Origin of the sequence: Pseudomonas sp. Irchel s3f19, from assembly GCF_900187555.1 — a bacterium.
GTDB classification, from domain to species: domain Bacteria; phylum Pseudomonadota; class Gammaproteobacteria; order Pseudomonadales; family Pseudomonadaceae; genus Aquipseudomonas; species Aquipseudomonas capeferrum.
The window spans coordinates 790298-810777 of record NZ_FYDW01000001.1; the positions used below are offsets into that span (position 1 = coordinate 790298).

The 20480-nt window shown below is 62.9% G+C and carries 14 protein-coding genes; 7 read left to right on the forward strand and 7 right to left on the reverse strand.

Features of this window, described 5'->3' with window-relative positions; translation table 11 throughout:
• Positions 1–23: 23 nt before the first annotated feature.
• Together CKW22_RS03600 and CKW22_RS03605 are read right to left on the reverse strand one after the other, a co-directional pair.
• The gene (locus tag CKW22_RS03600) at positions 24–623 is read right to left on the reverse strand and encodes an FMN-dependent NADH-azoreductase (RefSeq protein WP_033699661.1); all 600 of its coding nucleotides are present in this window, start codon (positions 621–623) and stop codon (positions 24–26) included.
• Positions 624–732: 109 nt separating this feature from the next.
• Positions 733–1047 (reverse strand): hypothetical protein, encoded by a 315-nt coding sequence (locus CKW22_RS03605; protein WP_033699663.1) that lies wholly within the window; start codon positions 1045–1047, stop codon positions 733–735.
• Positions 1048–1095: 48 nt separating this feature from the next.
• On the opposite strand from CKW22_RS03605, the gene CKW22_RS03610 reads away from it, so the two are divergent.
• From CKW22_RS03610 to CKW22_RS03625, 4 genes are all read left to right on the forward strand, one after another.
• Positions 1096–2019 carry a LysR family transcriptional regulator gene (locus tag CKW22_RS03610; RefSeq protein WP_033699665.1) on the forward strand — a complete coding sequence of 308 codons (924 nt, stop codon included), beginning with the start codon at positions 1096–1098 and terminating at the stop codon, positions 2017–2019.
• Between the two features lie 13 nt (positions 2020–2032).
• Positions 2033–2845, forward strand: coding sequence for an alpha/beta fold hydrolase (locus tag CKW22_RS03615; protein ID WP_047583808.1), 813 nt, complete (start codon positions 2033–2035; stop codon positions 2843–2845).
• Positions 2839–3396: a peptidylprolyl isomerase gene (locus CKW22_RS03620; protein ID WP_033699669.1), complete on the forward strand. Its 558-nt coding sequence runs from the start codon at positions 2839–2841 to the stop codon at positions 3394–3396. The genes CKW22_RS03615 and CKW22_RS03620 overlap by 7 nt, the downstream gene beginning before the upstream one ends.
• A 62-nt stretch (positions 3397–3458) precedes the next feature.
• The gene (locus CKW22_RS03625; RefSeq protein WP_033699671.1) at positions 3459–5291 is read left to right on the forward strand and encodes an ABC transporter ATP-binding protein; all 1833 of its coding nucleotides are present in this window, start codon (positions 3459–3461) and stop codon (positions 5289–5291) included.
• Positions 5292–5318: 27 nt separating this feature from the next.
• Here CKW22_RS03625 and CKW22_RS03630 read toward each other — a convergent pair whose 3' ends face one another.
• Positions 5319–6446 (reverse strand): GNAT family N-acetyltransferase, encoded by a 1128-nt coding sequence (locus CKW22_RS03630; RefSeq protein ID WP_033699673.1) that lies wholly within the window; start codon positions 6444–6446, stop codon positions 5319–5321.
• 262 nt (positions 6447–6708) lie between these two features.
• Between CKW22_RS03630 and CKW22_RS03635 the strand changes: the two genes are divergently transcribed.
• A complete protein-coding gene (locus CKW22_RS03635; RefSeq protein WP_047583807.1) occupies positions 6709–7953 on the forward strand; it encodes a putative porin in 1245 nt (414 codons plus the stop codon).
• Positions 7954–8092: 139 nt separating this feature from the next.
• Here CKW22_RS03635 and CKW22_RS03640 read toward each other — a convergent pair whose 3' ends face one another.
• Together CKW22_RS03640 and hrpA are read right to left on the reverse strand one after the other, a co-directional pair.
• Positions 8093–9214, reverse strand: a complete 1122-nt coding sequence (locus CKW22_RS03640; protein WP_095063761.1) for a beta-ketoacyl-ACP synthase III — start codon at positions 9212–9214, stop codon at positions 8093–8095.
• Between the two features lie 177 nt (positions 9215–9391).
• Positions 9392–13297, reverse strand: a complete 3906-nt coding sequence (gene hrpA / locus CKW22_RS03645; RefSeq protein ID WP_033699679.1) for an ATP-dependent RNA helicase HrpA — start codon at positions 13295–13297, stop codon at positions 9392–9394.
• A 445-nt stretch (positions 13298–13742) separates the two neighbouring features.
• Between hrpA and CKW22_RS03655 the strand changes: the two genes are divergently transcribed.
• Positions 13743–15107 carry a glutamine synthetase family protein gene (locus CKW22_RS03655; RefSeq protein WP_033700192.1) on the forward strand — a complete coding sequence of 455 codons (1365 nt, stop codon included), beginning with the start codon at positions 13743–13745 and terminating at the stop codon, positions 15105–15107.
• Between the two features lie 25 nt (positions 15108–15132).
• Positions 15133–16440 (forward strand): FAD-binding oxidoreductase, encoded by a 1308-nt coding sequence (locus CKW22_RS03660; protein ID WP_033699680.1) that lies wholly within the window; start codon positions 15133–15135, stop codon positions 16438–16440.
• Positions 16441–16607: 167 nt separating this feature from the next.
• Here CKW22_RS03660 and fadD1 read toward each other — a convergent pair whose 3' ends face one another.
• Positions 16608–18305 carry a long-chain-fatty-acid--CoA ligase FadD1 gene (gene fadD1 / locus CKW22_RS03665; protein ID WP_033699681.1) on the reverse strand — a complete coding sequence of 566 codons (1698 nt, stop codon included), beginning with the start codon at positions 18303–18305 and terminating at the stop codon, positions 16608–16610.
• Positions 18306–18570: 265 nt separating this feature from the next.
• Positions 18571–20259, reverse strand: a complete 1689-nt coding sequence (gene fadD2 / locus CKW22_RS03670; RefSeq protein ID WP_095063762.1) for a long-chain-fatty-acid--CoA ligase FadD2 — start codon at positions 20257–20259, stop codon at positions 18571–18573.
• Between the last annotated feature and the right edge of the window lie 221 nt (positions 20260–20480).

Here is a 20480-nt window from a genome sequence, read left to right on the forward strand (position 1 = left end):
CAGGGTTGGGAATTCGTTGACGCTCAGGCCACCGCAGCCAGTTTGGCCTTGGCCTGGTTGAGGCCCTTCTCGAAGAAGTCGCCGCTCATGTTCAGGCCCTCGGCATGGATGAAGTTCACATCGTGAATGCCGATGAATGCCATCACCTGGCGCAGGTACGGTTCCTGATGGTCGCTGGTGGCGCCGGCATGAATACCGCCGCGGGCAGTCAGGACGATGGCGCGCTTGCCGGTCAGCAGGCCTTGCGGGCCGGTCGGGGTGTACTTGAAGGTGATGCCGGCGCGCAGTACATGGTCCAGCCAGGCCTTGAGGGTGCTGGGGATGGTGAAGTTGTACATCGGCGCGGCCATCACCAGCACGTCGGCCGCCAACAGCTCATCGGTCAATTCGTTGGAGCGGGCCAGCGCGTCCAGTTCGGCGGCGCTGCGCTGCGCCTCGGGCTTCATCCAGCCACCGAGCAGGTTGGCATCCAGGTGGGGCACCGGGCTCACGGCCAGGTCACGTACGTTGATCTCGTCGGCCGGGTGGGCCGCCTGCCATTGCTGGATGAAGTCGCGGGTCAGCTGACGGGAAACGGAATCCTGCTGGCGGGCGCTGCTTTCGATGATCAGTACGCGGGACATGGGGTGCCTCCATCGGCAAATAGGGTGCGATTCGATGGAGGTGAGATTAAGGCTTGACCTATCGATAAAAAAGCGTAAAAAGTGGGTTCAATCAATCGATTAATCAGTTTTATTCGGCCGCGCAGTTCACGCCGATCCGCAGCTTGATGATCTGGCGATTGAACTTGGCGGTTACATCGACGCTTTTACCTGCCGGTACGTTCACCCGGCGCACCCGCGGCGCTTCCGGGCCGTTGCGGAACGTTACCTTGCAGGCTGCCGGTACCTGCCCGTAGTTGTTGAGGGTGATGGCACCAATATCGTAGGCAGTGTCGTAGGCGGTGTAGTCGAGTTTGACCCCGTCCAGCTGCTTCTCCACATCGATGGGGTAAGCCATGGCCCCGAGGGGCAGGCACATCAGTATTGCCGCACAACATTTCTTCATGGGGCGCTCTCCTTGGAAGAGCGCAGCTTAGGACAACAGGAGCGAAACATGAAAGCGCCGCGCGTAACCCTTGATCAGTGGCGAACCCTGCAAGCAGTGGTCGATCACGGGGGGTTTGCCCAGGCCGCCGAGGCACTGCACCGTTCGCAGTCATCGGTCAGCTACACCGTGGCACGCATGCAAGAGCAGCTCGGTGTACCGCTGCTGCGCATCGACGGGCGCAAGGCCGTGCTCACCGAAGCCGGCAACGTGCTGCTGCGCCGTTCGCGCCACCTGGTCAAGCAGGCCAGCCAGCTCGAAGACCTTGCCCATCACATGGAGCAAGGCTGGGAAGCCGAAGTGCGCGTGGTGGTCGATGCCGCCTACCCCAGCGCCCGGCTGGTACGTGCCTTGAGTGCATTCATGCCGCAGAGCCGTGGCTGCCGGGTGCGTCTGCGCGAAGAGGTGCTGTCGGGCGTCGAAGAAGTGCTGCGTGAAGGCATCGCCGACCTTGCCATCAGCAGCTACAGCATCGGCGGCTACCTGGGTGCCGAACTGAGCGCGGTGGAGTTCATCGCCGTTGCCCACCCCGAACACAGCCTGCACCGCCTCGGCCGGGACATCACCTTCCAGGACCTGGAAAGCCAGCTGCAGGTGGTGATCCGCGACTCCGGCCGCGCGCAACCGCTCGATGTCGGTTGGCTGGGTGCCGAGCAGCGCTGGACCGTCGGCAGCCTGGGCACCGCCACCACCTTCGTCAGCAGCGGCCTGGGCTTTGCCTGGTTGCCCCGGCACATGATCGAACGGGAGCTGCGCGAGGGGGTGCTCAAGGCGCTGCCGTTGGACCAGGGTGGCAGCCGCCACCCACTGTTCTACCTTTATTCGAGCAAAGAGAAGACCCTGGGCCCGGCCACGCAGATTCTCATCGACCTGCTGCGCAACTTCGACACCGCGCCCCTGGACGTGCCCTTCGCAGCCCCCCCGCAAGCCTGAGAGGACCGCGCCCATGGCCTATTTCGAACACGAAGGATGCTTGCTGCATTACGAGGAATATGGCCAGGGCGAACCCTTGGTGCTGCTGCATGGCCTGGGCTCCAGCTGCCAGGACTGGGAGCTGCAGATACCCCTGCTGAGCCATCACTACCGGGTGATTGCCATGGACATCCGCGGCCACGGCCGCTCCGACAAGCCCCGCGACGGCTACCAGATCGCCACCTTCAGCGAAGACCTGCTGGCTTTGCTCGAACACTTGCAGACCGGCCCGGTGCACTTCGTCGGCCTGTCGATGGGCGGCATGGTCGGTTTCCAGTTCGCCGTCGACCACCCGCAGTGGCTGCGCAGCCTGTGCATTGTCAACAGCGCCCCCGAGGTCAAGCGCCGCACCCGCAGTGACTGGGCCTGGTGGGCCAAGCGTTGGGGCCTGGCACGCCTGCTCAGTGTCGAGACCGTTGGCAAAGGGCTGGCCGAACGGCTATTCCCCAAGCCCGGGCAAGCCGACCTGCGCCAGAAGATGGCCCAGCGCTGGGCACGCAATGACAAGCGCGCCTACCTCAAGAGCTTCGACGCCATCGTCGACTGGGGCGTACAGGAACGCATCGGGCAAATCCGCTGTCCCACGCTGGTGATCGCCGCCGACCACGATTACACGCCGATACAACTCAAAGAGCGCTACGTCGCCCTGATGCCCCAGGCCAGGCTGGTAGTCATCGACGATTCCCGGCACGCTACGCCCCTCGATCAACCCGAGGTCTTCAACCAGACCCTGCTGCAGTTCCTTGCAGCCGCTTCCACCTCTCAAGGATCTTTGAGCCCATGCTGAAAAAACTCCTGCTCACCGCCTGCTCGGTTGCCTTCGCCACCAGCGTCATGGCGTCCGACAAGACCCCTCACGTATTGCTGGACACCAGCTTCGGTCAGGTCGAAATCGAGTTGAATGCCGAAAAGGCGCCGATCAGTACCAAGAACTTCCTCCAGTACGTCGACAGCGGTTTCTACAACAACACCATCTTCCACCGCGTGATCCCGGGCTTCATGGTTCAGGGCGGCGGTTTTACCGATCGGATGGCGCAGAAAGACACCCAGGCCCCAATCCGTAACGAGGCCAGCAACGGCCTGCTGAACACCCGCGGCACCCTGTCCATGGCCCGCACTTCGGACCCGAACTCGGCCACCAGCCAGTTCTTCATCAACGTGGCCGATAACGACTTCCTCAACCCGGGCCGTGACCGCGGCTATGCGGTGTTCGGCAAGGTGACCAAAGGCATGGAAGTGGTCGACCAGATCGTCAACTCACCGACCACTGTCAAGAACGGTATGCGCGACGTGCCGGCCGATCCGGTCTACATCAAGTCCGCCAAACGCATCGACTGACCGCAGGCTTCACAGGGATGTGAAACCGCCTGAGGGTCGGACGAACAGGAGTGTTGTCACCCATGCTGTACCGCCGTTTCGAAAGACTGATCGATATTTTCCGTGAGGCACCGAGCGAAGCGCCGCCGAGCACGGTGTGGCCGTTCTACCTGTATTACCTGCGCCAGGTCTGGCCCAGCTTTGTCGCCCTGCTGGTGGTAGGGCTGATTGCCTCGCTGATCGAAGTGGCGATGTTCAGCTACCTGAGCCGCATCATCGACCTGGCCCAGGGCACGCCCAATGCCAACTTCTTCAGCGAGCACAGCGGTGAGCTGATCTGGATGCTGGTGGTGGTGCTACTGTTACGCCCGCTGTTCTTCGGCCTGCACGACCTGCTGGTGCACCAGACCATCAACCCGGGCATGACCAGCATGATTCGCTGGCAAAACCACACCTATGTGCTCAAACAGAGCCTGAATTTCTTCCAGAGCGATTTCGCCGGGCGCATTGCCCAGCGCATCATGCAGACCGGCAACTCGCTGCGTGATTCGGCGGTACAGGCGGTGGATGCGCTGTGGCACGTCCTGATCTACGCCGTCAGTGCACTGGTGCTGTTCGCCGAGGCCGACTGGCGCCTGATGCTGCCGCTGCTGGCGTGGATCGCCTGCTACATCGGCGCGCTGTTCTACTTCGTGCCCCGGGTCAAGGCGCGCTCGGTGATTTCGTCCGACGCACGCTCCAAGCTGATGGGGCGCATCGTCGACGGCTACACCAACATCGCCACCCTGAAGCTGTTCGCCCACACCGACTACGAGCAGCAGTACGCCCGCGAGGCGATCCGCGAACAGACCGAGAAAACCCAGCTGGCCTCCCGCGTCATCACCAGCATGGACGTGGTCATCACCACCCTCAACGGCTTGCTGGTGGTCGGCACCACGGGCCTGGCGCTGTGGCTGTGGAGCCAGTCGCTGATCACCGTGGGCGCAATCGCCCTGACCACCGGCCTGGTGATCCGCATCGTCAACATGTCGGGCTGGATCATGTGGGTGGTCAACGGCATCTTCGAGAACATCGGCATGGTCCAGGACGGCCTGCAGACCATCGCCCAGCCGGTCACCGTCACCGACAAGCCCAATGCGCCTGCACTGAAGGTAAGCCGTGGCGCGGTGCACTTCGACGACGTGGACTTCCACTACGGCAAGGCCAGCAACGTGATCGAGGGGCTCAACCTGGACATTCGCCCGGGCGAGAAGATTGGCCTGATCGGCCCGTCAGGCGCGGGCAAATCGACCCTGGTCAACCTGCTGCTACGCCTGTACGACGTGCAGGGCGGGCGCATCCTGATCGATGGCCAGGACATCGCCGAAGTGAGCCAGGCCAGCCTGCGCGCACAAATCGGCATGATCACCCAGGACACCTCGCTGTTGCACCGCTCGATCCGTGACAACTTGCTGTACGGCCGCCCCGAGGCCAGCGAAGCGGCACTGCACGAAGCGGTGCGCCGCGCCCGCGCCGACGAGTTCATACCACAGCTGTCCGACGCCCAGGGGCGTACCGGCTTCGATGCCCATGTGGGCGAGCGTGGGGTCAAGCTGTCTGGCGGCCAGCGCCAACGTATCGCCATTGCGCGGGTGCTGCTGAAGAATGCACCGATCCTGATCATGGACGAGGCCACCTCGGCGCTGGACTCGGAGGTCGAGGCAGCGATCCAGGAAAGCCTGGAGACCCTGATGCAAGGCAAGACGGTAATCGCTATCGCGCACCGGCTTTCAACCATTGCCCGGATGGACCGCCTGGTAGTGCTGGACAAGGGGCATATCGTTGAAAGCGGCAGCCACAGTGAACTGCTGGCGCAACAAGGGTTGTATGCGCGGTTGTGGCATCACCAGACCGGGGGGTTCGTCGGGGTGGATTGAGCCCGGCCGGTGCAGCCGAGGCAGGTTTCAATCCCTGCGGTAGGGCAACATCCCCCGCGCCTCCTCGGCATACCCCTGCACCCCTTCGCGCTCCTGCAACAAGAACCCCTCGACCGCCCGCCGCAACCCCGGGTGCAACAGGTAATGCCACGACCGCGTCAGCACCGGCTCGAACCCACGGATCAGCTTGTGCTCGCCCTGGGCCCCCGCATCAAAGCGCTGCAAGCCTTCAGCAATGGCAAAGTCCATGCCCTGGTAGAAGCAGGTCTCGAAGTGCAGCCGGTCGAATTCATCCAGGCACCCCCAGTAACGGCCATATAGGCTGTCGTCGCCCACCAGGCTCAGGGCCATGGCCACGTCACGCCCACCCTGCCTCGCCATCACCACCCGCAGTGCCTCGGGCATGCGCTCGGCCAGCAGGCTGAAGAATTCACGGGTCAGGTACGGGGCGCGCCTGCGTACCGCATACGTGTTGGCGTAGCACAGGTAGACAAAATCCCACTGCGCCTCCGTCAGTTGCTCCCCCCGGTACCACTGGAAGTCGATGCCCTGCCCGGCCACCTGTTCGCGCTCCTTGCGCATCTGCTTGCGCTTGCGCGAGCTGAGTGTGTCGAGGAAATCCTGGAAGTCTCGATAACCGCGGTTACGCCAGTGAAACTGGCAACCAAGGCGCTCCATCCAGCCTGGCAAGCTGGCCATCTGTTGGTCCAGGGCCGGGTCGGTGAAGTTGATGTGCGCACCAGAAAGCCCGCCCTTGCCCAGGTATTCGGGTAGCGCTTGCAACACCAGCAGGCCGTCGGCGGGGTCGGCAGCCAGCAGGCGCGGGCCGCTGACCGGGCTGAACGGTACCGCGCCGAGCAACTTGGGGTAATAGGCGATGCCTGCCCGCTCACAGGCATCGGCCCAGCCGTGGTCGAACACATACTCGCCAAACGAATGCCACTTGCGGTAGGCCGGCATGACCGCGCGCACCTGCCCTTCCCGTTCCAGCACCAAGTGCTCGGCCGCCCAGCCGGTCGACGGTGCAACGCTGGCGCTGTCCTCCAGCGCAGTGAGGAAGGCGTGGCGCAGAAACGGCTGGCCAGCGGGCACCAGGGCATCCCAGGTGGCCGCCGGAAGATCACGCAGATGAGCAAGGCTGTACAGGCTGGTCACGGTTTCGACTCGCTTTCTTGAGGCACTCAGTATCCCGGAAGAAGGGCCCATCACTCAAATGACGATCGCCCGGCCAACTCATTCATGCCCGATGGCTTAACAACAGTGCCACTAATTCGACATTAATCTGTAATCCCCCCTCGCAATACTTGCGCCTGTTTTCCGGAACCCCAGAACCTGTCTATTCAGGCCCTTTCCGAAGACATGCCAACACAGGGGCGGGCGCTGAGCCTCCCCCATTTTTTTCAGTAGGGAGAACCTTATGCGTCTTGTTTCCACACTTACCGGAGTGAGCCTCACCGGCATGATGCTGGCTCTGAGTACTCCGGCCAGTGCTGCTGTCGACGCCAAGTTGCTCGAAATGCTCCGCGCCAATGGCTCGATCAACCAGGCGCAGTACAACGAACTGCAAGGCGATCTGGCAAAAGAGACCAAGGAAAAGGCCGACCAGAAAGCTCAGTCCGAACGTATGAGTTCCTTTGAACAGAAAGTGGCATGGGCCGCCAAGACCCAGATCAAGGGTGATGTGCGCCTGCGCTACGAAGACGTCAACGTCGACGAGCCGAACAGCAGCAGCGGCAACCAGGACCGCCAGCGCGTTCGTGCCCGTGTCGGCTTCTACAGCGAGATCAACCCGCAAGTCGATGCCGGCGTACGCATCGCCACCGGCAGCAGCGCCGACCGTCGCTCCACCAACCAGAGCCTTGACAACTACTTCGACAAGAAGTCGCTGTGGGTCGACCTGGCCTACCTCGACTGGCACCCGACGGCGGTGCCGAACCTGCACCTGATCGGCGGCAAGATGCCCCAGCCATGGGTGAGCATGGGCGATATCATCTGGGACAGCGATATCAACCCCGAAGGCGTAGCAGCGACTTACAAGGCCGACCTGGGCGGCGCCGAAGTGTTCGCCAGTGCGGGCCAGTACACCCTCAAGGACAACGTCGACGGCGACGGTGTGCAGTACAAGCATGACGCGCAGGTCTACCACGGCCAGCTGGGTGCCAAGTTCGCCCCCGCCGACGTGCTGAAGGTCACCGTGGGTGCGAGCATCTATGGCTACGACAACGACAAGGAAGCGGCCATTCTGCAGTCGTTCGGCAACACCACCAACGAGTTCAACCTGGTGGAAGGCTTCGGCCAGCTGGACTTCACCGGCTTCGCCATCCCGCTGTCGGCCTACGGCCAGTACGTGAAAAACACCGAGAGCACCGACGGTGAAGACCAGGCCTGGCTGGCCGGTCTGAAGACCAAGGTTGGCGCCTGGAGCCTGGACTACAACTACCGTGATGTTCAGCGCAACGCTGTGGTCAGCCTGTTCACCGACTCCGACTTCGGCAACGGCTTCACCGGTTCGCGCGGGCACAAGTTCAAGGTCGGTTACGAAATCGACAAGAACTTCTCGCTGGGTGCTGCTTACCTGATGGCCAAGACCGATCTGTCGCAGTTGCCGAACAGCAATGCGGATGTCGATACGCTGCAGGTCGACCTGGAAGCCAAGTTCTAAGCAACCGCTTCTCTGTTTCACTCAAGGCGGGAAATGCCGACCCCATCCGGCATTTCCTGCCTTTTTTCGTCTGCCAGAAATGCGCCGGCCCCTTCGCGGATAAAACCGCGAAGGGGCCGGTACAGGTCCTTGAAAAAACCTAGCGCTTGCGCAGAATCACACTCCCCACCGAATACCCCGCACCAAACGAGCTCAGCACGCCCACCGCCCCCTCGGCCAGGTCATCCTGGTACAGGTGGAAGGCAATCACCGACCCTGCCGAACTGGTGTTGGCATAACGGTCCAGAATCACCGGTGCTTCTTCCTCGGTGGCTTCACGCCCCAGCAGCTTCTTGACGATCAGGTGGTTCATGCTCAGGTTGGCCTGGTGCAGCCAGAAGCGCTTGACGTCGCTCGGCTGCAGGTCGTTCGCCTCCAGGTGCTCACCGATCAGCTCGGCGACCTTCGGGCACACTTCACGGAACACCTTGCGCCCTTCCTGGATGAACAGTTTGTCTGCCGCCCCTTCACCCTCCTCCGCCGCGCGGTTGAGGAAGCCGAAGTTGTTGCGGATGTTGTTGGAGAACCCCGTCCACAACTTGCTGCTGACGATCTCGAACTGGTGCCTGGACGTGGCCTGGTCGGCCCGCTCGATCAGCACCGCAGTGGCGGCATCGCCGAAGATAAAGTGGCTGTCGCGGTCGCGGAAGTTCAGGTGCCCGGTGCAGACCTCGGGGTTGACCATCAGCACCGAACGCGCCTGGCCCAGTTGCACACTGTTGGCGGCGGTCTGGATGCCGAAGGTGGCCGACGAGCAGGCCACGTTCATGTCGAAGGCGAAGCCCTCGATGCCCAGTTCCTTTTGCACTTCGATGGCAATGGCTGGATACGGGCGCTGCAGGTTGGAGCAGGCGACAATCACGCCATCGACATCGGCAGCGGTGCGGCCTGCACGCTCCAGTGCCTGGCGCGCTGCAGCCACGGCCATTTCGCACAGAACCGACGGCTCGTCATTGGAGCGTTCTGGCAGGCGCGGTTTCATGCGTTGCGGGTCGAGAATGCCGGCCTTGTCCAGCACGAAGCGGCTCTTGATACCCGAGGCCTTTTCGATGAAAGCAGCGTCGGACAGCGGCGCTGCCTCGGTCTCACCGCGCTCGATGGCGGCGGCGTTGTCGCGGTTGAACTGCTGCGACCAGGTATTGAAGGACTCCACCAGTTCTTCGTTGGAAATGCTCTGGGCCGGGGTATACAGGCCGGTGCCGCTGATCACGACGTTATGCACGGTCGTTCCTCTGGTCAAAGGCCATCGCCACGAGGCGCTGGCTGGAAACATGACTGAATAATGGCACTTTAGTGCCAATTCAAAGGCGAGGGCCGCGCCCTTGTGGGCGCGGGTTTACCCGCGAAGGGCCGCAATGCGGCCCCCAAACGCCTTGAAGTGTGCCACAAATCAAGGCAGTTAGCCTTCCACCTGGCTCCACTGTTTGCTCAATCGCTTGTCAGAAATCGGCACTTTCGTCCCTAGCTGCTGCGCGAACAACGACACCCGGTATTCTTCCAGCAACCAGCGGTACAACGTCAGTTGCTCATCGCGCTTGCCCTCCTGGGCGTGCTTGTCGGCGCGCGTCTTGTACTGGGCCCAGAGGTTGGCCAGCTCGCCGCTCCAGACGCGATCCTTCTGCACCTGCGAGCCCAGCTTCTCCAGGCGCAGCTCCACGGCCTTGAGGTAACGCGGCAGCTCCTTGAACCAGGCACCCGGGGTTTCGCGCACGAAGCCCGGGTACACCAGGTTGGCCAATTGTTGCTTGATGTCGTTCAGCGCCACCGCCTGGCTCAGGTCGATCTTGCCCTTGAAGCGCTTCTGCAGCCCATGCCACAACTTGAGCACCTCCAGGGTCAGGCGCGCCAGGCGCTCGGCATGCTCGGCCCAGCTGCCACGCTTGCGCTCAGCCAACCCGGCCAAGGCCGCGCCGTCACGGGGCAGCGGCTGTTCGCCTTCAAGGATGCAGCTGTCCAGGCTGGCCAGCAGAATGTCTTCGACCAGCGCCTCGACACGGCCCAGCTCGCGGTACAGCAAGCCCAGTTCGGTCAGCCCAGGCAGCTTGCCGCGCAAAAACTTGGCAGGCTCTGCCAACTGCTGCAACAACAGGCGCTGCAAGGCGCGGCGGTGCTGGAACTCGGCTTCGGCCTGGGTCGAGAAACGCCCTTCGCGAACAGTGCCGTTTTCCTCCACCAGCGCCGGGTACACGGTCATCGACAGGCCGGCGATCTTCTGTTGGGTGGTCTGCGCCACTTCGCTGAACGCCTTCGCCTGCACCGGCCGTTCGGCGTTTTCGCTGCGTGGCACCGCCAGCGCGGCCTGGCTGGCAGCGGCGAAGCGCGCGGTCAACTCGGCCAGGTCGCGGCCTTCGCCAAGGAACTTGCCCTGGGCATCGACCACTTCGATGTTCATCCGCAGGTGGCCTTCGACCAGGCTGACAGATTCTGCCCAGGCCTCGTCGGAAACACGTGCACCGGTCATGCGCAGCAGCTCCTGGCCCAACGCCTGGGGCAGCGCGCCCTGGCCGAAAGTCATGCGGGCCAGCGAAGCTTTGACGAAGTCCGGCACCGGCACGAAATTCTTGCGCAGCGCCTTGGGCAGGTTGCGCACCAGCGCCACGCACTTGGCTTCGAGCAGGCCCGGCACCAGCCACTCCAGGCGCTCGCCCGGCAGGCTCGGCAACAGCGGTGCCGGTACCCGCACCGTCACGCCGTCGCGCGGGTGGCCCGGTTCGAAGTGGTAGCTCAACGACAGGCGCAAGTCCCCCACCTGCAGGCTGTCCGGGTACTGCGCTGCGGTGACTTCGCTGGCCTCACGGGCCAGCACGTCTTCCTCGCGCATGATCAGCAGGTTGGCGTCCTTCTGGCTGGTCATGCGGTACCAGGCATCGAAGGTCGCGGTCTGGTGGATGTCCTCAGGCAGGCGCGCTTCGTAGAAGGCGTAGAGGGTCTCTTCGTCGGCCAGAATGTCGCGCCGGCGGGCCTTGGCCTCAAGTTCGTCGAGCTGTTCGAGCAGGCGCTTGTTGGCCGACAGGCACTTGGCCCGCGACTGGATTTCGCCGCCCACCAGCCCCTCGCGAATGAACAGCTCCCGCGATGTCACCGGGTCGATCGGGCCGAAGTGAACCGGGCGGCGGCCAACCAGAATCAGCCCGTACAAGGTGATCTGCTCGTACGCCACCACCTGCCCGCGCTTCTTCTCCCAATGCGGTTCGAAGTGGTTCTTCTTGACCAGGTGGGCCGCCAGCGGCTCGATCCAGTCGGGCTCGATGCGGGCGACCATGCGCGCATACAGCTTGGTGGTTTCCACCAGCTCGGCGGCCATCACCCACTGCGGACGCTTGCGGCCCAACCCCGAGGACGGGTGGACCCAGAAGCGCCGTTGGCGGGCACCTTGGTAATCGCCCTCCTCGGTCTTCTGGCCGATCTGGCTGAGCAGGCCGCTGAGGATTGCCTTGTGCATCCGTTGGTAATCGGACGGTTCCTTGTTGACCGTCAATTGCAGGTCCCGGCAGATCAGCGCCAACTGGCGGTGGGCGTCACGCCATTCGCGCAGCCGCAGGTAATTGAGGAAATTCTTACGGCACCAGTTGCGCAGCGGGCTGGCAGTCAACGCCTGGCGCTGCTCCTCGAAGCCCCGCCACAAATTGACCAGCGCGGCGAAGTCGGAGTCGACGTCCTTCCACTGGGCATGCGCCTGGTCGGCCGCCTGCTGGCGCTCCGGCGGCCGCTCGCGCGGATCTTGCACCGACAGCGCACTGGTGACGATCAACACTTCCTGCAGGCTGCCCTGACGGGCGCCTTCAAGCAGCATGCGGCCTAACCGTGGGTCGATGGGCAAACGCGCCAGTTGCCGCCCGAGCGGGGTCAACTGGTTTTCGCGGTTGACCGCCGAGAGCTCCTGCAACAGGTTGAAACCATCGCTGATAGCCTTGCCATCCGGCGGCTCGATGAACGGGAACGCATCGATCGCACCCAGGCGCAGGTGCAGCATCTGCAGGATCACCGCCGCCAGGTTGGTGCGCAGAATCTCCGGGTCAGTGAACGCCGGCCGGCCGTTGAAATCCTCTTCGCTGTACAGGCGCACGCAGATGCCAGGCTCGACCCGGCCGCAACGGCCTTTACGCTGGTTGGCACTGGCCTGGGATACCGCCTCGATCGGCAGGCGCTGGACCTTGGCCCGGTAGCTGTAGCGGCTGATGCGGGCGGTGCCGGTGTCGATCACGTAGCGAATGCCCGGCACCGTCAGCGAGGTCTCGGCAACGTTGGTGGCCAGGATCACCCGGCGCCCGGTATGCGACTGGAAAATGCGCTGCTGCTCGGCGGGCGACAGGCGTGCATACAGCGGCAGAATCTCGGTATGGCGCAGTTGCGCCTTGCGCAGGATCTCGGCCGCGTCGCGGATTTCCCGCTCACCCGGCAAGAAGATCAAGACATCACCCGGCCCCTTGCCCTGGCTGCGCTCGTGTTGCGCCAGTTCATCCAGGGTGGCGAGGATGGCCTGGTCGACGGTGAGGTCATCCTCGATCTGGTTGCCTTCCTCGTCCTGCTCGCTGGTCAGCGGGCGGTACCAGGTTTCTACCGGGAAGGTGCGCCCGGAGACTTCAATGATAGGTGCACCGTCGAAGTGCTTGGAGAAACGCTCGAGGTCGATGGTCGCCGAGGTGATGATCAGCTTCAGTTCCGGGCGGCGGTGCAACAGGGTCTTGAGGTAGCCGAGCAGGAAGTCGATGTTGAGGCTGCGTTCGTGGGCTTCGTCGACGATGATCGTGTCGTAGCGTTCGAGAAAGCGGTCGTGCTGGGTTTCAGCCAGCAGGATGCCGTCGGTCATCAGCTTGACCAGGGTGTTGGAATCACTCTGGTCCTCGAAACGCACCTGGTAACCAACCAGCCCACCAAGCGGCGTGCCGAGTTCTTCGGCGACACGGGCGGCGACGCTGCGCGCAGCAATCCGGCGTGGCTGGGTATGGGCAATCAGGCCATGGCTGCCACGCCCCAGCTCAAGGCAGATCTTCGGCAACTGGGTGGTCTTGCCCGAGCCGGTCTCACCGGCGATGACCAGCACCTGGTGCTCGGCCAGCGCCTTTTTGATCTCGTCACGCTTGGCTGCAATGGGCAGGCTGTCGTCGTAACGCACGGTCGGCACGCTTTGCTGGCGCGCGGTGACCTGGGCGCAGGAGGCCTGGACCTTTTCCGCCCACTGGGCGAGCTTGGCCTCGTCGGGGCGCTTGCGCAGCTCATGCAGTTGCCGACGCAGACGATGGCGGTCGGCGATCATGGCGTGGTCGATGTTTTTCAGGAGCTGGTCGATGGCTTGATCTGTCATGGGGCTTTTTAGTGATGCAGGTGGGCCTGCTTTTTCATGATCGGCATTTGAAGAGGCGCGATTGTCGCAGATTTGCCCGTTCTCTGCTGGCTCCTGCACCCAGCACCTCGCCGCAAATGTTTAGCCGACACCGATGTAAAGGTTGCCATTCACTGCTTTAATCAACCTTACGCCGCATGTGAGTATCAAAGGCATGATCCCTGCCCCGTTCACCGTGCCCCCGCAGTCCCGCCCTTCGCTCCCGAAGGCCCGGACCCGTGCCGGTGAAAATCCGCTGGTGCACATCATCCTCGCGTTCTGGGCCTTGTGGCACTGTCGCCACGCGCGCCCACCGGATACTTCGCTCACGCATCACTGACCAAACCCGGCCCGCTGCTGGCCGATCGTTTCAGTTTGACCCCACGGTTGCCCGCGGCGGTCATGTGCGCCCATGAGCGAATCCGACATGCACTTTGCAAACCCCGAACACGCCAGCCAGTTCCTGGCCGACAACCCCGATATCGAGCTGATCGAACTGTTCATCCTCGACGCCAACGGTGTACCCCGCGGCAAGCTGCTGCACCGCGAGGAACTGCTGGCGGTGTACCAGACCGGTCGCCCGCTGCCCAGCACCATCATGGGCCTGACCCTCAACGGCGATGACGTCGAAAACTCAGGCCTGGTCTGGGATGTCGGCGACATCGACTGCCGCGCCTACCCGCTGGAGGGCAGCCTGGTACGCCTGCCGTGGCGGCGCGTGCCGACTGCCGCAGTGCAGGTCAGCATGCACCCCAGCGAGGGCCTGCCGGCCAGCATTGCCGACCCGCGCCATGTGCTGCTGCGCACCATCGATGCACTCAAGGCTGACGGCTACCACCCGGTGATGGCCTGCGAGCTTGAGTTCTACCTGCTCGACCAGAAGCGTGATGCCCAGGGCCGACCGCAGCCTGCCCTGGACAACGACGGCGGCCGGCCACGCAGCACCCAGGTGTATGGCCTGCGTGAGCTTGAGCAGATCGAGCCGTTTCTCGCCGACCTCTACGCTGCTTGCAAGGCCCAGGGCATTCCGGCCCGCACGGCGATCTCCGAGTATGCACCCGGCCAGGTGGAAATCACCCTTGAGCACGGCGATGCCCTGGCGGCAATGGACCAGGCCGTACGCTACAAGCGCCTGGTCAAAGGCGTGGCCCATGCCCATGGCATGCAGGCCTGCTTCATGGCCAAACCGTTCGCGCAACTGGCCGGCACCGGCATGCACATGCACTTGAGCCTGGCCGACAGCGCCGGCAACAACCTGTTCGCCAGCGAAGACAAGGCCGGTACGCCACTGTTGCGCCAAGCGGTGGCCGGCATGCTGCGCCACCTGCGCGATTCGCTGTTGTTGTTCTGCCCCAACGCCAACTCGTTCCGCCGCTTCCAGGCCAACAGCTACGCGCCACTTGCGCCGACCTGGGGGGTCGACAACCGCACGGTCAGCCTGCGGGTACCAGGCGGCCCGGCCAACAGCCGGCACGTGGAGCACCGCATCTGTGGCGCCGATGCCAACCCGTACCTGGCGGCAGCGGCAATCCTCGCCGCCAGCCACCGAGGTATTCGCGAACAGCTGGACCCTGGCGCCCCCGTTGAAGGCAACGGCTACGCCCAGGCCACCGAGCACCTGCCCACCGACTGGCTGACCGCCCTGGATGCCCTGCAGCATTCGGACTGGGCGCGCGAAGCACTGGGCGCGGACTTCCTCGGCGTGTACCTGAAGGTCAAGCGCGCCGAGTACCGCCAGTTCATGGCCGAAGTCAGCGAGCAGGACTGGCGCTGGTACCTGCACCAGGCCTGAGCCCCATTCATAACAAGGAACACCCATGAACGCAGCACTGAACCAGGGGCCGGCCCAACGTGCGCCGTCCTATTACAACGCCACCCTGAATGACCATACGCAGTACCCGACCCTCAAGGGCACCGAGCAGGTAGACGTGGCGATCATCGGCGGTGGGTTCACCGGCGTGGCCACTGCCGTGGAGTTGGCCGAGCGCGGCCTTAAAGTGGCTATCGTCGAAACCAACCGCATCGGCTGGGGTGCCAGCGGGCGCAATGGCGGGCAGGTGACCGGCAGCTTGTCGGGCGACGAAGCCATGCGTACACAGATGCGCAACCGCCTGGGCAGCGAGGTGGATGATTTCATCTGGCACCTGCGTTGGCGCGGGCACCAGGTCATCGAGCAACGGGTGGCCCGCTACGGTATCGACTGCGACCTCAAGCGCGGCCACCTGCATGCGGCGATGAAACCGTCGCACCTGAACGAGCTGCGCGGGTTCGAGGCCGAAGCCCAGCGTCGCGGCATGGGCGACCAGGTGCAGATGCTCGACCGCAACGCCATGGCCCAGCACCTGCAAAGCCCGCTGTACCTGGGTGCATTGAAGAACCGACGCAACCTGCACCTGCACCCGCTCAACCTGTGCCTGGGCGAGGCGCGTGCCGCCCATAGCCTGGGGGCATTGATCTTTGAAAACTCAGAGGTGCTGGACATCGTCCACGGCCCGCGCCCGGCAGTAGTGACAGCCCAGGGGCGGATCGAAGCCCGCCAGGTGATGCTGGCGGGCGATGTCTATCACAAGCTGGAACAGCGCAAGCTCAAGGGCAAGATCTTTCCGGCCATGGGCGGCATCGTCACCACCGCACCGCTGGGCGAGCTGGCCGAGCAGATCAACCCGCAGGACCTGGCGGTATACGACTGCCGCTTTGTCCTCGACTATTACCGCCTGACTGCCGACAAGCGTTTGCTATTTGGCGGCGGCGCCAACTATTCCGGGCGCGATTCACGCGATATCGAAGCAGAGCTGCGCCCGTGCATCGAGCGCACCTTCCCGGCGCTCAAAGGGGTACCGATCGAGTTCCAGTGGAGCTGCGCCATGGGTATCGTGGTCAATCGCATCCCGCAACTGGGCAAGCTCTCGGACAATGTCTGGTACTGCCAGGGTTATTCCGGGCATGGCATTGCCACCAGCCACATCATGGGCGAGATCATGGCCGAAGCGCTGACCGGGACTCTGGAGAAGTTCGATACCTTTGCCCAGTGCAAGCATGTGCGGGTGCCAATGGGGGAACTGCTGGGGAATCCGCTGTTGGCGGCGGGAATGTGGTACTACCAGATGCTTGAGAAACTGCGCTGATCGACGCGCGTGCTGGTGTAGGAGCGGCCTTGCGTCGCGAAAGGGGCGCGTAGCGGCCCTAGATTTCAGCTTCGCCGCATAGTTTCAGCTTCGCCGCATAGATTGTCGGGGCCGCTTTGCGGCCCTTTCGCGACGCAAGGCCGCTCCTACATCGATCGCTGCGTGGGTTAGGCGATCTTTTTGAGGCCCTGCTTCTTCAGCTCTTCGTCACGCAATTCACGGCGCAGGATCTTGCCCACGTTGGTGGTCGGCAACGTATCGCGGAACTCGATGTAGCGCGGCACCTTGTAACCGGTGACGTTGGCACGCATGTGCTCCATCACCTGCTCCTTGGTCACGGTCATGCCCGGTTTGACCACGATGAACATCTTGATCACTTCACCCGACTTCTCGTCCGGCACACCAATGGCCGCGCACTGCAGCACACCGGGCAAGCCGGCGAGCACGTCTTCCAGCTCGTTGGGGTACACGTTGAAACCCGAGACCAGGATCATGTCCTTCTTGCGGTCGACGATGCGCATGTAACCGTCCGGCTGAATCAACGCGATGTCACCGGTCTTGAGCCAGCCTTGGCTGTCGAGGATCTCGGCGGTGGCGTCCTCGCGCTGCCAGTAGCCCTTCATCACTTGCGGGCCCTTGATGCACAGTTCACCCACCTCGCCCAGCGGCAGTTCATTGCCACTGTCGTCGATAACCTTGCACAGCGTCGAGGGCACCGGGATACCGATGGTACCGACCTGGTTGGCCTCGGACGGGTTGACCGCAGCCACCGGGCTGGTTTCGGTCATGCCGTAACCTTCGCAGATGGCGCACCCGGTCACGGCCTTCCAGCGCTCGGCCACGCTCAGTTGCAGGGCCATGCCGCCAGACAAGGTGATTTTCAGCGCCGAGAAGTCCAGGGCGCGGAACCCCTCGTTGTTGCACAGGGCGACGAACAAGGTGTTGAGGCCGACGAAGCCGCTGAATTTCCACTTGCCCAGCTCTTTGACCATCGCCGGCAAATCACGCGGGTTGCTGATGAGCACGTTGTGGTTGCCGATCAGCATCATCGCCATGCAATGGAAGGTGAAGGCGTAGATGTGGTACAGCGGCAGCGGCGTGATCAGGATCTCGCAACCTTCATGCAGGTTCGAGCCCATCAGCGCCCGGCACTGCAGCATGTTGGCCACCAGGTTGCGGTGGCTCAGCATCGCGCCCTTGGCCACGCCCGTGGTACCGCCAGTGTATTGCAGCACCGCGACGTCGCTGGCTTGCGGGTTGGCTTCGGTGACCGGCTGGCCCTTGCCCAGTGCCAGGGCGTCGTTGAAGCGCACGGCACGCGGCAAGTTGTAGGCCGGCACCATCTTCTTCACGTACTTGATGACACTGTTGATCAGCAGGCGCTTGAGCGGCGGCAGCAGGTCGGCCACTTCGGTGACGATGACATGCTTGACCTGAGTCTTGGGCAGCACTTTTTCAGCCAGGTGGGCCATGTTGGCCAGGCACACCAGCGCCTTGGCGCCGGAGTCGTTGAACTGGTGCTCCAGCTCCCGCGCGGTGTACAGCGGGTTGGTGTTGACCACGATCAGCCCTGCACGCATGGCACCGAATACCGCTACCGGGTATTGCAGGACATTGGGCAGTTGCACGGCAATGCGATCACCCGGTTTCAGGTCGGTGTGCTGCTGCAGCCAGGCGGCAAATGCCCCCGACAGCGCATACAGTTCGCCATAGGTGATAGTCTTGCCCAGGTTGCTAAAGGCCGGTTTGTCGGCAAAGCGTTGGCAGGATTGCTTGAGTACCGCCTGGATATTGGGGAATTCGTCAGGATTGATTTCCGCCGTAATCCCGGCTGGGTATTTATCCTTCCAAAAATGTTCGATCATGGAAGCCCACTCCTTCAGCAACAGCGAAGTTCGATTCACGCGTCGATGCGCTTATTATTGATATGTGATGACGGCTCATTGCAAACCGGATCATCTGAAAGCGGCCCGAGAGTAACAGCTTTGCCAGGGGTCGCCTAGAGGCCAAAACAGGCCTTACGGTCACAAAAATGACTCAATGAACAATACAGGTCATTTTTAGAGTAATTATCCAAAATGTCGCAAAACGGGCCGAAAGGCCCGCTCTAGAGGCGTATTTGCAGCCTTGTCAGGCAATGTCACGCAGCTCGCGCCGCAGAATCTTGCCCACCGGTGTCATCGGCAGCGAGTCGCGCAGCACAATGTGCTTGGGCACCTTGTAACCGGTGAAGTTGGCCTTGCAGTAAGCCTTGAGCTCATCCACGCTGACCCCGCCATCACGCGGCACCACGAACAGTTTCACCGCCTCGCCGGAGCGCTCGTCGGGTACGCCGATGGCGGCGCAACTGGCGACTTGCGGATGGGCCATGATCACGTCCTCGATCTCGTTGGGGTACACGTTGAAGCCCGAGACGATGATCATGTCTTTCTTGCGGTCGACGATACGGGTGAAACCATCGGGGTCGATCACCGCGATGTCGCCGGTCTTCAGCCAGCCCTGGGCGTCCAGGGTCTGCGCCGTGGCCTCGGGTTGTTGCCAGTAGCCCTTCATCACCTGCGGGCCCTTGATGCACAGCTCGCCCCGCTCGCCCAGCGGCAGCTCGTTGCCCTCGTCGTCGATAACCTTGAACGCCGTGCCTGCCACCGGGATGCCTACCGTGCCCAGGCGCGCCAGCTGGCCATAGGGGTTGGTGCTGGCTACCGGCGACGTCTCGGTCAGGCCGTAGCCTTCGACGATACGGCAGCCCGTGAGGCTCTCCCAGCGCTCGGCGGTGGCCTTGACCAGCGCGGTGCCGCCAGAGTTGGTGACCTTCAGCGCGGAAAAGTCCAGTTGCCTGAAGCCTGGGTGGTCCATCAGCGCGACGAACAAGGTATTGAGCCCCAGCAGGCCGGAAAAACGCCACTTGCCCAGCTCCTTGACGAAACCGGCGATGTCGCGTGGGTTGGTAATCAGCACGTTGTGGTTGCCTGTGACCATCATGCACATGCAGTTCGCGGTAAACGCGTAGATGTGGTACAGCGGCAGCGGCGCGATCATCACCTCCTGGCCTTCCTTGATCATCTTCTGCCCGTCTGGCCCGTGCTGCGAGAAACACGCCAGCACCTGGAGCATGTTGGCTACCAGGTTGGCGTGGGTGAGCATGGCACCCTTGGCCAGGCCAGTGGTACCACCGGTATATTGCAACACGGCGATGTCGTCGAGGCTCAGCGGCACCGGTTTGTGGCTCAGCGATCGGCCCTCACGCAGCACCTGCTGGAACGACACCGCCTGGGGCAATTGATAGGCCGGCACCATCTTCTTCACTTTGTCGACCACGGTGTTGACCAGCCAGCCCTTGGCGGTGGGCAACAGGTCGCCCATCTTTGCTTCGATGAGGTATTCGATGCCGGTATCGGGCAGCACTTCCTGCACGCGCTTGCCGAACATGTTCAGGTACACCAGGGCACGGGCGCCGGAGTCCTTGAACTGGTGGCGCATTTCACGCTCGGTGTACAACGGGTTGGTGTTGACCACGATCAGGCCCGCGCGCAACGCACCGAACACGGCGATCGGGTACTGCAGCACGTTGGGCATCTGCACGGCGATGCGATCGCCCGGGGCCAGGTCGGTATTGTGCTGCAGCCAGGCTGCGAAGGCCGCCGACTGGCGCTCCAGCGCCGCGTAGGTCAGGGTGACGCCGAGGTTGCTGAACGCCGGGCGGTCGGCAAAGCGCTTGCAGGAGCGTTCGAACACCTCGACGACAGAGATATAGGCATGGATATCGATGGTGGAAGGCACGCCCGCCGGGCGCTTGTCATTCCAGAAGTCGGCTTGCATTTATTATTGTTCCTCTGCCTGGACCTGCTACCGGTAGCGGGTCATGTAATCCTTTGACCTGGTCGCCAATGGCAAACAGGCGTTGAACCGACGTTAGCAGGTAAGCCGAAGGCGGCATATACGCCAAGCTCCGCCATTAACATTGTGAATCTTATTTGTGCCCTTCCTGCAATCCAGCCGGTTGCGCATACACTGTGCGCGTACCCCTGCGCAAAGGACCG